Below are 13412 nucleotides of genomic sequence, written 5' to 3'. Positions count from 1 at the left end.
GATTTGTGCGCGCAGTAGAAATTTTAGAAAGAAGGTGTAACTTATGACACTACAAACTTTTACACAGTATGATTTTAAACCATTTTTAATAGATGCAGTTCGTGACCTACGCTTTTCGGAGCCGACAGAAATTCAAAAGAAAATTTTCCCGGTCGTGAAAAAAGGTGTGAGTGTAATTGGACAATCTCAAACAGGTTCTGGGAAAACACATGCATACTTACTTCCTACGTTAAATAGAATCGATGCAAGTCGTGAAGAAGTACAACTTGTTATTACAGCGCCTACTCGTGAGTTAGCACAACAAATTTACCAAGAAATCGTGAAATTAACAAAGTTCTGTACGGAAGAGCAAATGATTACAGCACGGTGTTTAATTGGTGGTACAGATAAACAACGATCAATTGAAAAGTTGAAAAAACAACCTCATATTGTAGTTGGAACACCAGGACGTATTAAAGACTTAGTAGAAGAACAAGCGTTATTTGTTCATAAAGCAAATACTATTATTGTCGATGAAGCAGACTTAATGCTTGATATGGGATTCATTCAAGATGTAGATAAAATTGCAGCACGCATGCCTAAAAACCTGCAAATGTTAGTTTTCTCTGCAACAATTCCTCAAAAACTAAAACCGTTTCTGAAGAAATATATGGAGAACCCAGAACATATTCATATTAATCCAAAACAAGTTGCAGCAGGAAATATTGAGCATTATTTAGTACCTTCTAGACATCGTAACAAAATTGATTTAGTGCAAAAGATGTTGCTTCAATTTAAGCCATACTTAGCAATTGTTTTTACTAACACAAAGAAGATGGCAGACCAAGTTGCAAATGGATTAACGGAACGTGGCCTAAAAGTTGGACGAATTCACGGAGATTTATCTCCGCGCGATCGTAAAAAAATGATGAAACAAATTCGTGACCTTGAATTCCAATATATCGTTGCGACAGATTTAGCGGCACGTGGTATCGATATTGAAGGGATTAGTCATGTTATTAACTATGAACTTCCATCAGACTTAGATTTCTTCGTTCACCGCGTTGGAAGAACAGCACGTGCAGGTTATTCAGGTATTGCAGTGACGATTTATGATCCAGCAAACGAAGAAGCATTAGATCACTTAGAAAAACAACGTAATATTGAGTTTAAGCATGTAGATTTACGCGGAGATGAGTGGGCGGATTTAGGTGACCGTCGTCGTCGTAAGAGCCGTAAAAAACCAAATGATGAACTAGATATTATGGCAACGAAAGTCGTTAAAAAACCGAAAAAAGTAAAACCGAATTATAAGAGAAAACTTGCAACAGAACGTGAAAAAGTGAAGAAGAAATATAGCAATAAAAAAAGATAAGGGATTTCCCTTATCTTTTTTTATCCTGTTATTCAAAATAGAAAGTGCATATTATGTAAATGGTCATTTTTACTTGTGTAGTGGCTTTTTTGTGAGCAAACAATTCACTACATATTTCTAAAAATTATGCTATCATTATATCTATTGTATATTGAAGAGGTGATTGTATGTTAAAGATTGGATCTCATGTTTCAATGAGTGGTAAGAAGATGTTATTAGCAGCAAGTGAAGAGGCTGTTTCATATGGTGCGACAACGTTTATGATTTATACAGGTGCACCACAAAATACGAGAAGAAAACCAATTGAAGATTTAAATATAGAAGCAGGAAGAAAACATATGGATTTGCATGGCATTGAAGAAATTATTGTCCATGCTCCATACATTATTAATGTTGGTAATACAACAAAGCCTGAAACGTTCCAATTAGGTGTTGATTTCCTTCGTATGGAAATCGAAAGAACAGCAGCCTTAGGAGTGGCGAAACAAATCGTTCTTCATCCAGGTGCTCACGTTGGAGCAGGTGCTGAAGCTGGTATTCAACAAATTATCAAAGGGCTAAATGAAGTGTTAACACCAGAACAAACAGTTAATATTGCTTTAGAGACAATGGCCGGAAAAGGTACTGAATGTGGTCGCAGCTTCGATGAAATTGCAAAGATTATTGACGGTGTAAAATATAATGAAAAGCTATCTGTATGTTTTGATACATGCCATACACATGATGCAGGTTATGACATCGTAAATGATTTTGATGGCGTATTAAACGAATTTGATAAGATTGTTGGAATTGATCGTTTACAAGTATTGCATATTAACGATAGTAAAAATGTGCGCGGCGCAGGGAAAGACCGTCATGAAAATATCGGTTTTGGTCATATTGGTTATAAGGCACTGCATCATATTGTGCATCATCCGCAACTGCAACATGTACCAAAAATTCTTGAAACACCGTATGTAGGTGAAGATAAAAAAGACAAAAAGCCACCATATAAATTTGAAATTGAAATGTTAAAGAATGGAACATTTAATGAGGGGCTTCTTGAAGAAATTAAAGCGCAATAAGGAGGGGATTTTCCCCTCCTTATTTTAATAATTGTTGAAATAAAGTATTTACCTGCTGAGCGGTAGTTGGGGATGTTACTTTCGCGATTTTTTTTAGCAATTCAAGTCGTTCACCGTTATCGTAAATGTTAATATTTTTTCCTTTCATAAGTAACACAATTTGATCCGCTTGTTCAGTTGTAATGGGAACTTCGTAGTCTTTACTATATTTCAATAATTCTTTTGTGGAAATGTGATTTAATTTTTTGTTTACAATTTGCTTAATGAGGTTCATGGTTTTGTCCTCCTTCAGACATTCTTCTATCGAAATATATGTGTGTGATGCCTGTCTATATGCATGTAACAGTCGTTTTTTCTATGAGGAAAAGAAGGGTATGTTATAATAAAAGAAAGAAATTACATAGAAAGGATATAAGGAGGGCTTATGGAAAAAAAAGAACATCGAAAAGAAAGTGTTATTCATCTTATATATCGTTTAGTCATGATTGTCTTTGGGGCAGCATGTGCAGCGGTAGCAATTGAACTATTTTTAATGCCAAATAAAATTATTGATGGTGGAATTATTGGTGTTTCTCTTATATTAGATTATCTTACTCCTAACATTTGGTGGTTAAGTTTTTCTACTTTAGTTGTTATCCTCAACATTCCGTTTATGTACTCTGGATATAAACAAATCGGGAAAACATTTATGTTATCTTCAGCATTCGCAATTGTCGCTTTAGCATTTATTGAGTCAACATTACATTCGTTTAAACCATTTACAACCGAGCCGATTTTAGCGACTGTTTTTGGTGGTCTTATTTTAGGGATCGGTGTAGGGCTCGTTATCCGTCATGGTGGTTCGTTAGATGGAACAGAGATTATGGGTATTTTATTAACGAAAAAGTTACCGTTTTCTGTTGGTGAATTTGTAATGTTTGTGAACTTATTCATTTTTGCATGGGCAGCATTTGTATTTGGTGTTGAACAAGCAATGTATTCTGTTATGACATACTATATCGCGTTCAAAACAATTGATACGGTAATTCAAGGATTAGATGAAACGAAAGCAGTTTTAATTGTATCAGATCACTACGAGGAAGTATCGAATGCAATTTTACATCGCCTTGGTCGTGGAACAACAAAACTTGTTGCTAAAGGCGGTTATACTGATAAAGAAAAAGAAGTTATTTATGCAGTTGTAACACGTCTTGAAGTAACAAAGTTAAAATCGATTGTGCATGAAATTGATGAAAATGCGTTTGTTACAATTATGAACACGCAAGAGACGAACGGTGGTAAATTTAAATCAGCAATCCACTAAAAACTTAATTGCAATATTTTAAAAGCAGAGAAAATTTCTCTGCTTTTTGTTATAATAATAAGGTTTCTAGAAATAAAGAATATATTTTATGCAGATTGGTTTACAACTATAATAAGCTGTACTATAATTCAAATAGAGATAAATCGGAATCATTCTTAATTAAAATAGGTGAGATGCTATGAATAATATATTGGAAATAGAAGGACTGACATTTCGATATGAAGATCGGAATGTGTTAGAGGATATTAATTTGCAAGTTCCGAAGGGAGCTTTTTTAGGTTTAGTTGGACCAAATGGTTCAGGGAAATCAACTTTGTTGAAATGTCTATTAGGTGTTTTAAAGCCGAAGCAAGGAAATATTCGGTTGTTTGGTATTGATAGTAAGAAATTTAAAGAGTGGAATAAAGTTGGTTATGTATCACAAAAGGCGAACAGTTTTAATTCGGGTTTTCCAGCAACAGTTTTTGAAGTCGTTTCAATGGGGCTCGTTTCTAAAAAAGGTCTTTTTCGCTTTTTAACGAAAGACGATAAAGCGAAAGTTGAAAAAGCAATTGCTGATGTAGGTATGAGTGAATTTCAAGGGCGTAACATCGGAGAGTTATCTGGTGGACAACAACAGCGTGTATTTATTGCGCGTGCGCTTGTTAGTAACCCTGAATTACTTATTTTAGACGAGCCTACTGTTGGTATTGATGTAAAGAATGTTGAAAGCTTTTATGAAATACTAGAGGATTTAAACAAAAAGTTAGGAATCACATTGATTTTGGTTACTCATGATATGGGAGCTGTTACAGAAAAAGTAACACATGTTGCATGTTTAAATCAGCATCTACATTTCCATGGAAATGTAGAAAAATTCCGAGAGTTAGAAGATGCAGAAATGTCTATTTTATATGGGCATCATGTTCATCGTTTAGAACACGAACATGAGCATCACGGGAGGATATAATGATACAGGATTTTTTACAATATGATTTTTTACGTAATTCTTTATACGCTGGCATTTTAATAGGGCTTGTTGCCCCGCTTATCGGTGTGTTTGTTGTAATTCGTCGGTTATCGCTTATTGCAGATGCATTAAGTCATGTGACTTTATCAGGTATTGCAGCCAGTTTATTACTTGAAAAAACCATCTTTACAGGTGGATTTTTAAATCCATTATATATGGGAATGATTTTTTCAATTGGTGGAGCTTTGCTAATTGAAAAATTGCGAACTGTATATAAACATTATCAAGAATTAGCAATTCCGATTATTCTTTCAGCAGGTATGGGGATTGGTGTTATCTTCATTTCGCTTGCGAATGGATTTAATACAGATTTATTTAGTTATTTATTTGGTAGTGTAAGTGCTGTAACAAGCGCAGATTTAGTTATTATTGGTATTGTAGCGATTGTCGTTATTGCAACAATTATTTTATTGTACAAAGAGTTATTTTTACTATCATTTGATGAGGAGTATGCTATATCAACGGGCCTACGTGCAAAATGGATTCACTTTATTTTCATCATTTTAGTTGCACTTGTAATAGCAGTATCGATGCGTGTTGTAGGGGTTCTTCTCGTATCATCTTTAATGACATTACCAGTTGCAGCCAGTATCCGTATTGCCAAAGGCTTTAAACAAACAATTTTCTTTTCCATTTTATTTGGTGAAATTGCTGTAATAGGTGGAATGTTTGCTTCGTATCAACTTGATTTAGCTCCAGGTGGTACAATTGTTATGCTAGCGGTTCTTATTTTAATCGGTGCAATTTTATGGAAGAAGAAAAAAACTGCATAAAGTAGGGATAGATATGAATCTAACAGAAGCTTTACGCCTAATGAAAGAAAAAGGATATAAACATACCGGAAAAAGGGAAGAGATGTTACGTTTGTTTGCGGCTCATAATCGTTATTTAACCGCAAAAGATGTGTTAGAGCATATGAAAGATGATTATCCAGGATTGAGTTTTGATACGATTTATCGTAATTTAACAGTGTTTGCTGAAATCGGTGTGTTAGAGCAAACTGAATTGAATGGAGAAAAACATTTTCGTTTTACATGCTCTATTATGGAACACCATCATCATTTTATTTGCTTAGACTGTGGTGGCACAAAGGAAATTACTTCCTGTCCAATGGATGTTATGAATAAAGATTTTAAAGGCTATGAGGTAACGGGACATAAGTTTGAAATATATGGTCGTTGTCCAAAGTGTGCAAAGTAAAAGATCGTCAGCTAAGTAACTGACGATCTTTTACTTTTATTATAATAAGAAAGAAGGCTACTTACATTTTTGCAAGCAGCTTTCTTTTTATTGTTCTTGTTTTTCTTTTTCTTGATTAGCAGCCATCTCAGCAGCTATTACATCGATTTCTTTTTTTAGTTCTTCTACCATTGTTTCTTCTGGTACTTTTCGAACAACTTTTCCTTTACGGAATAATAAACCTTCTCCACGCGCGCCAGCAATACCGATATCTGCTTCACGAGCTTCACCAGGACCGTTTACAGCACAGCCGAGTACAGCTACTTTAATCGGTACTTTTAGTGTAGAGATATATTCTTCTACTTCATTAGCGATACTGATTAGGTCAATTTCGATACGACCGCAAGTTGGACAAGAAATAAGCGTTGCTGCATTAGATGCAAGACCGAATGATTTTAATAGTTCACGTGCAACTTTTACTTCTTCAACTGGATCAGCACTTAATGAGATACGAAGTGTATTTCCGATACCTTTACTTAAGATTGCTCCAAGACCAGCGGCACTCTTTACAGTTCCGGCAAATAGTGTTCCGGATTCTGTAATACCTAAATGTAATGGATAATCAAAAGCACGAGCGGCTTTCTCGTATGCTTCAATTGCTAAGTTAACATCAGAGGCTTTCATTGATACGATAATATCATGGAAATCTAAGTCCTCTAAAATTTTAATATGGTGCAGTGCACTTTCAACCATACCATCAGCAGTTGGATAGCCATACTTTTCTAAAATATGACGTTCTAATGAACCGGCGTTTACACCAATGCGGATTGGAATGCCGCGTTCTTTTGCAGCATTTACAACAGCTTCTACTTTATGGCGACGTCCAATGTTACCTGGATTGATACGTACTTTATCAATGCCGCCTTCAATTGCTTTTAAAGCGAGGCGATAATCAAAATGAATATCAGCAACAAGTGGAATGTTGATTTGTTTTTTAATATCAGCAATAGCATTTGCTGCGCGTTCGTCTGGAACAGCCACACGAACGATTTGACAACCCGCTTCTTCTAAACGTTTAATTTCAGCAACTGTTGCTTCAACGTCATGTGTTTTTGTTGTTGTCATACTTTGTATAATTAATTCATTGTTACCGCCAATTGTTAAATTACCAACTTTAACAGGACGTGTTTTTGTACGATGAGTCATTTCATTCACGAATAGATCGCTCTCCTTATAAAAGAAGTTTCTTATTTTGTCCCTCATATCAGATAGTATATGTGATAAAGGGCGATGGAAACCAAAGTGCTCAGTTTCACTTTTACTATTGTATCAGCGCTTTTATGTAATTGACAAGGATTAAGTGATCGCTCATTGATATAACGGGAATTTATATGACTTTCCAATTTGTATCTTTGTAGCAGATGTGTTTTTATTTAATTGTTTAAAATCATCAATCACTTTTTCAATAGAAGGAACTTTTTTCTTATTGATTGCTTCTGTAATAGAAAGAACTGTATCACCTGTTTTTACTTCAATTGCTTTATAGGCTGTATCCTTTTCGTTCTCTTTGCTTTGTTTTGTAGCTGTATTTTCTTTTTTTACCGTTTGAGCAGCGGATGTTTTTTTGTATGAACTTAACATTGGCAAAGTACCAATTTTTATATCGTAATAAAATACATAGCTAAGAACAAGCACTAGTAAGAGTATACCTAACCTCTTCATATTCCTCACTCCTTTGCTAGGAATATATGCTTGTCCACAAAAAAAATGCCTATTTAGGCATTTTTTTTTTATAGTTCTTGTTTTTCTTTCGGTTTTGGAACTTCTTTAATTGTTAAGTACAGGACGATTAAAGTAACCACAATGTAAATGAACGTTGAACCAGGTACGTTTATTTTTAATAAATCCATAATCATAAAGAAGAGCGTTGGAATTGTGTAGCTGTAAGCAGTTAACGTCCAAACTTGCTTATAAGATAATTTACGTTGACCACTCATGGCAGAGCCGATGAAGGCAAGAAGAGTAATTCCTACAAATGTAATAAATAATTGGAATAGGTACACGAAGGCACCGATAACGAACATTAAGATTGGATAAATGCCATCAAATAAAGAGATAAAGTCTTGTAGATCTTTCTTCTCAAGAGATGCACCTAATAGATCATTATAGGAATAAGTTTGTATTTGACCATTCCCCATAGAGATTACTTTATCTTTTAGAACAAATAAACCTGTTTTATTTTGATATTTCTCTACGTCGGTTGCGTTTGGATCAAATACGAAAAGAGAGTTCCCATCTTCTTTTTCGATCGGCTTATCAATATCAGCTTTTAATTCTCCGTTTTCAATCTTAAAATCAGGGATATCCTTTTCAATTACTTGGTTTACCATGGTAACACCATCTTGAATGAGGCTACCATACAATAAAGTTCTTGGAATGGTAGTGATTAAGCAAAGTAGCATAATATACAAAATGGTTTTACCGATTTTTTGAAAACGGAAAAGCGCCATGTCTTTTGGCGAATATACGCTTTTTGCTAGTTGTGTAAATATGGACATAGATTCACTTCCTTTATTATGTATAAAATTATTGTAACGTACGTATATAGGGAATCTCAAGATATATTGTATTTACATATGGTGTGGATAGATGAATATTCAGTAAATGAATAGAATTTACATATTGCTTCTATTCATTTTTTGCTGCTTGAATGAGAAAAATACGATTGACACTTTTCTTTTATATATGGTAAATTTATCTTATATTTCTTAAATGATATATCCTATAGGAATTCAATTATTTATTTTTGGGGACTTGCGGATAATCAATAAGATTACAGCAATTTATTATTACATACATAATTTTGGACCCTTAGCTCAGCTGGTTAGAGCAGACGGCTCATAACCGTCCGGTCGTAGGTTCGAGTCCTACAGGGTCCATATCCATTTCGCATGTTTATTATGTCAGCAGGAAGCTTCCTTGTAGAAGGGAGCTTTTTTTGCGGAATATATGAGCATTTTGATTGAAAAGAAGTGGGAATTTTGCTACTTTAATGATAGCAAGACAATGTGATTTATTTGTTTGCGCCCTATGGCAATTAGGGTAGAATGAAGTTGTATGCCACGTGTTACTATGGCAATACATAAACTGGGAGGAATATAACAATGGCAAAACATGAATTACCAAATTTACCTTATGCGTATGATGCTTTAGAACCTCACTTTGATAAAGAAACAATGAACATCCATCATACAAAACATCACAACACGTATATCACAAACTTAAACGCTGCATTAGAAGGCCATGCAGAATTAGCTAACAAAAGCGTTGAAGAATTAGTTTCAAACTTAAACGAAGTACCAGAAGCGATCCGCACTGCAGTACGTAACAACGGTGGCGGACATGCAAACCACACTTTCTTCTGGACAATCCTATCTCCAAACGGTGGTGGACAACCAGTAGGTGAACTTGCAACTGCAATTGAAGCGAAATTTGGTAGCTTCGATGCATTCAAAGAAGAGTTTGCAAAAGCTGGCGCAACTCGCTTTGGTTCTGGTTGGGCTTGGTTAGTAGTAAACAACGGCGAATTAGAAGTAACAAGCACTCCAAACCAAGATTCTCCTTTAACTGAAGGTAAAACTCCAGTTATCGGTTTAGACGTTTGGGAGCACGCTTACTACTTAAACTACCAAAACCGTCGTCCTGACTACATCGGTGCATTCTGGAACGTTGTAGATTGGAACGCTGCTGAAAAACGTTACCAAGAAGCAAAATAATATTACTTGTACAAATAAGTAAATGAAAAAGCTAGGGGATTTTCTCCTAGCTTTTTTCTATGCTCTTCTTTACATAATTGTGCTTGTCTTTGGAAGAATAGAACATGAAGTAAAGGAGAGTTATGTATGAAGTGGAAACATGTAATTGGTGATGTTGAGGTGAATCGGGATTTAGTAATACTGCTTGTTATGGGCGGATTATACACACTTGCCATTTCTTTATCCAATACGTTTGTTAACATTTATTTATGGAAGCAAACACAAAATTATGTAAACATTGGTTTGTATAATTTGGCGAGTGTCGTATTACAACCGCTCACATTTCTCCTTGGAGGGAAATTAGCAAAGCGTATTGATCGCGCGATTTTATTACGAATAGGTGTAGGCACATTAGCTGTTTTTTTCATCGTTGTTTTATTAACAGGAAAGAGTGCCTCACAGTATATTTTATTAATGGGAGCCCTTTTAGGGATTGGTTATGGTTTTTATTGGCTCGCATTTAATTTGTTAACATTTGAAATTACGGAACCAGAAACGCGTGATTTTTTTAACGGTTTTCTTGGGCTTCTTACATCCTTCTCTGGAATGATTGGACCAATAGCGGCAGGATATACAATTTCACGTATGGAAAAGTGGAACGGTTATACAGTCGTTTTCTTTTTTTCATTACTATTATTTGCGATTGCCGTTATTCTTAGCTTTTTCGTATCAAAAAGGGAATGTGAAGGGCATTATGAAATCGTTCAAGTATTGAAAGAGCGCAAGGCTGATAAAAACTGGGGAAGGATTACACGTGCCCATTTTTTTCAAGGGCTTAGAGAAGGGACATTCATTTTCGTCATTTCAGTATACGTTTATTTGGCATCTGGTAGTGAATTCGCATTAGGTAAATATAGTCTAGTGAATTCTGCTGTTTCATTCGTATGTTATTACTTAGTTGCACGTATGTTAAAGAAAGAATGGAGAAAAAAGGCGATTTTACTTGGGGGTATTATTTTATATGCTGTAGTGTTTTTAGTTATTTTTGATGTTACATATGTAAAATTACTTATTTATGCAGCATGTATCGCAATTGCTTATCCCATTTTACTCGTACCATACGGTTCTATGACATATGACGTAATAGGAAGAGCGAAAAATGCGAGAGAATGGCGTGTTGAGTATGTCGTTGTTCGAGAATTATGGCTAAATGGCGGAAGAATTTGTTCGATTTTAAGTTTTTTATGCGCAGTAGTATTCTTTCCACCTGAAAAAAGTCTACCTGTTTTATTATGCATTCTTGGAGCTGGACATTTACTTATTTATTTTGCGGTTAAAAATGTCAAATATGAAGCACAAAATACGAATAGAACAAGTACGATAGCGCCCCAAGCGACACAAAACCAGACTGAACCAGAAGGTTAACTTCTGGTTTGTTTTATGCTAGAATAAAGGAAGATGTAAGACAGCGGTGAGGACACCTGTAATAAGGTGTCCCTTTCACATTACATAGCTGTTGGTAGAGGGGGTTCGTATGAGCAAGAAGAAGACAAAGAAAAAGACCCACGTTCCGTTTCGGCTAAACGTGTTGTTTTTTTGTGTATTTTTAATGTTCTCCGCGGTTATTGTAAGGCTTGGATACGTACAAATTGTTCGTGGTGAAGAGTACAAAAATGAAGTTGAGAAAAAAGAAAATTCAACGATAAGTAATCCGGTGCCACGGGGGAAAATATTTGATCGATATGGACGAGCGGTAGTAGATAATGATCCTGTTCGTACGATTACATTTACGAAAATGAAGGGGTCAACTGCAGAAGATCGCTTGGAAACAGCGAAAAAACTTGCAGATTTGATTGAAGTACCAACAGATAAGTTAACAGATCGTGATAAAAAAGATTTTTGGCTTTCTATGCATAAAGAAGAGGCAAAAGCGAAAATCACAAAGAAAGATCGAGAAGAGCTTAAAGAGAAAAAGATTGATGATAAAGAAGTTGCTGAACGTCAACGAAATCGTGTGACAGAGGAAGAAATGAATCAATTAACAGCAAAAGATTTAGAACTACTTGCGATTAAAAGTAAAATGGACGGCGGATATGCAATGACGCCGCAGGTAATAAAAAAACAAGCAACACCTGAAGAATATGCGATTATTAGTGAAAACTTAGCGTTATTGCCAGGTGTTGATACAAATGTCGACTGGGACCGAAAATATACGTATGATGATATGTTCCGCAGTGTACTTGGTGGTGTAACAAGCGCTGATGAAGGTTTGCCGAAAGAGCGATTAGATTACTTCCTCGTTCGTGATTATAATCGTAATGATCGCGTCGGAAAGAGTTATCTTGAACAACAATATGAAGATAGCCTTCACGGTACAAAGGCGGAAGTAAGAAATATTACAGATAAAGAGGGTAATATTTTAGAAACGGTCAATGTATCGCAAGGTCAGCGCGGAAATGATCTGAATTTAACAATTGATATGGAACTACAAAAGCGTGTGGAAGAGATCCTTTCAAAAAGCTTAATGAGTTATAAAGGAGCAGAACCGCTTTTAGATCGTGCATTCGTTGTAATGATGAACCCGAAAAATGGTGAAGTTTTATCTATGGCAGGGAAACAATTAGTTAACGAAGATGGCGAAACAAAGGTTAAAGATTTCGCCTTAGGAACGATGACAAGTTCTTATCCGATGGGATCAACTGTAAAAGGTGCAACACTACTAACAGGGTATCAAACAGGAGCGATTCAACCTGGTGCGGTACAACTTGATGAACCGATTAAATTAAAAGGTACACCAATGAAAGCATCATGGAAAACGATGGGATATATTAATGACCTTACGGCTTTAAAAATGTCTTCTAACGTTTACATGTTTAAAACAGCAATGAATATTGCTGGAGTGCCATATGTGAGAGGTGGTACGTTAGATATACCACAAAAGGCATTTAATGATATGCGTTACTATTTTGGTCAATTTGGGCTTGGTGTAAAAACAGGTATTGATTTACCGAATGAAACTGCTGGACAAAGAGGTACAGGTAATCAGCCAGGTTTCTTATTAGATTTATCAATAGGGCAATATGATACGTATACACCGCTTCAATTAGCACAATACGTTTCTACAATTGCAAATGGCGGTTACCGTATGCAACCGCAAGTAGTAAAAGAGATTCGTCAGCCAGCTGCTAAACCAGATGAAGTTGGAAAAGTTGTTCAATCAATGGAGCCAAAAGTTTTAAACCGTGTAGATATGCCTGAAGATCAAATTAAACGTGTTCAAGAAGGGTTTAGACAAGTGTTTAATGAACCTGGTGGTACAGGTACGAAATACTTTACGGGTGCAAAATATAAAGCTGCAGGAAAAACAGGAACAGCTCAAACCGTATATGGTGGAGATAAAGAGATTGGTAAAAAAGCAAACGGTGAGCGTGTTGAAACTTACAATTTAACATTAGTAGGTTATGCGCCACTTGAAGATCCAGAAGTTGCATTTTCTGTCGTTGTTCCATGGGTACATGATGACAAAACAGGGATTAATGGAGACATTGGTCGTAAAATTATGGATGCTTATTTTGAGTTGAAGAAGCAAGAAGTAACTGGTGAAGTTTCAAAAGATGAAAACGGAAAGCAATCAAAAAAACAAGATGATGAATAAAAAGATGTAAATTTGGCACACTATCTGCAAAGATAGTGTGCTTTTTTTTATGTTTTATACATATGTTTTAGTAAATGTGGACAAGCGTAGAGT

Annotated in this window: 13 protein-coding genes and 1 tRNA gene; 10 read left to right on the top strand and 4 right to left on the bottom strand. The window is 35.5% G+C overall.

Annotated elements, in window-relative coordinates; all coding sequences use genetic code 11:
• Positions 1-43: 43 nt before the first annotated feature.
• Together DJ93_RS07135 and DJ93_RS07130 are read left to right on the top strand one after the other, a co-directional pair.
• Entirely contained in the window at positions 44-1354 is a 1311-nt protein-coding gene (locus DJ93_RS07135) for a DEAD/DEAH box helicase (protein WP_042979917.1), read from the top strand.
• Between the two features lie 167 nt (positions 1355-1521).
• Positions 1522-2418, top strand: coding sequence for a deoxyribonuclease IV (locus tag DJ93_RS07130; RefSeq protein WP_042979916.1), 897 nt, complete (start codon positions 1522-1524; stop codon positions 2416-2418).
• A gap of 19 nt (positions 2419-2437) precedes the next feature.
• On the opposite strand, the gene DJ93_RS07125 is transcribed toward DJ93_RS07130, so the two are convergent.
• The gene (locus tag DJ93_RS07125) at positions 2438-2692 is read right to left on the bottom strand and encodes a DUF2624 domain-containing protein (RefSeq protein ID WP_042979915.1); all 255 of its coding nucleotides are present in this window, start codon (positions 2690-2692) and stop codon (positions 2438-2440) included.
• A 150-nt stretch (positions 2693-2842) separates the two neighbouring features.
• On the opposite strand from DJ93_RS07125, the gene DJ93_RS07120 reads away from it, so the two are divergent.
• From DJ93_RS07120 to DJ93_RS07105, 4 genes are all read left to right on the top strand, one after another.
• A complete protein-coding gene (locus tag DJ93_RS07120) occupies positions 2843-3721 on the top strand; it encodes a YitT family protein (RefSeq protein WP_042979914.1) in 879 nt (292 codons plus the stop codon).
• A gap of 178 nt (positions 3722-3899) precedes the next feature.
• Positions 3900-4670: a metal ABC transporter ATP-binding protein gene (locus DJ93_RS07115; protein ID WP_042979913.1), complete on the top strand. Its 771-nt coding sequence runs from the start codon at positions 3900-3902 to the stop codon at positions 4668-4670.
• A complete protein-coding gene (locus DJ93_RS07110) occupies positions 4670-5503 on the top strand; it encodes a metal ABC transporter permease (protein ID WP_042979912.1) in 834 nt (277 codons plus the stop codon). Before DJ93_RS07115 ends, DJ93_RS07110 begins: the two co-directional genes overlap by 1 nt.
• 13 nt (positions 5504-5516) lie before the next feature.
• Positions 5517-5930 (top strand): Fur family transcriptional regulator, encoded by a 414-nt coding sequence (locus DJ93_RS07105; protein WP_042979910.1) that lies wholly within the window; start codon positions 5517-5519, stop codon positions 5928-5930.
• Positions 5931-6017: 87 nt separating this feature from the next.
• Here the strand turns inward: DJ93_RS07105 and ispG are convergent, their stop codons facing one another.
• The 3 genes from ispG to DJ93_RS07090 all read right to left on the bottom strand — a co-directional run bounded on the left by ispG (position 6018) and on the right by DJ93_RS07090 (position 8467).
• Positions 6018-7115 (bottom strand): flavodoxin-dependent (E)-4-hydroxy-3-methylbut-2-enyl-diphosphate synthase, encoded by a 1098-nt coding sequence (gene ispG, locus DJ93_RS07100; RefSeq protein ID WP_161785268.1) that lies wholly within the window; start codon positions 7113-7115, stop codon positions 6018-6020.
• A 162-nt stretch (positions 7116-7277) separates the two neighbouring features.
• Complete coding sequence (locus tag DJ93_RS07095) at positions 7278-7631, bottom strand: hypothetical protein (protein WP_042979909.1); 354 nt, start codon at positions 7629-7631, stop codon at positions 7278-7280.
• A 68-nt stretch (positions 7632-7699) separates the two neighbouring features.
• Positions 7700-8467: a DUF1189 domain-containing protein gene (locus DJ93_RS07090; RefSeq protein ID WP_042979908.1), complete on the bottom strand. Its 768-nt coding sequence runs from the start codon at positions 8465-8467 to the stop codon at positions 7700-7702.
• Positions 8468-8774: 307 nt separating this feature from the next.
• Between DJ93_RS07090 and DJ93_RS07085 the strand changes: the two genes are divergently transcribed.
• From DJ93_RS07085 to DJ93_RS07070, 4 genes are all read left to right on the top strand, one after another.
• A tRNA-Ile gene (locus tag DJ93_RS07085) sits at positions 8775-8848 on the top strand.
• A 225-nt stretch (positions 8849-9073) separates the two neighbouring features.
• Positions 9074-9685 (top strand): superoxide dismutase [Mn], encoded by a 612-nt coding sequence (gene sodA, locus DJ93_RS07080; protein WP_042979907.1) that lies wholly within the window; start codon positions 9074-9076, stop codon positions 9683-9685.
• A 126-nt stretch (positions 9686-9811) separates the two neighbouring features.
• On the top strand, positions 9812-11089 hold the full coding sequence (locus DJ93_RS07075) for an MFS transporter (protein WP_042979906.1): 1278 nt from the start codon (positions 9812-9814) through the stop codon (positions 11087-11089).
• A 109-nt stretch (positions 11090-11198) separates the two neighbouring features.
• On the top strand, positions 11199-13319 hold the full coding sequence (locus DJ93_RS07070) for a peptidoglycan D,D-transpeptidase FtsI family protein (RefSeq protein ID WP_042979905.1): 2121 nt from the start codon (positions 11199-11201) through the stop codon (positions 13317-13319).
• Positions 13320-13412 lie beyond the last annotated feature (93 nt).

Source organism: Bacillus clarus, from assembly GCF_000746925.1.
Lineage (GTDB): Bacteria > Bacillota > Bacilli > Bacillales > Bacillaceae_G > Bacillus_A > Bacillus_A clarus.
This window is presented reverse-complemented; position numbering and strand designations above follow the sequence as displayed.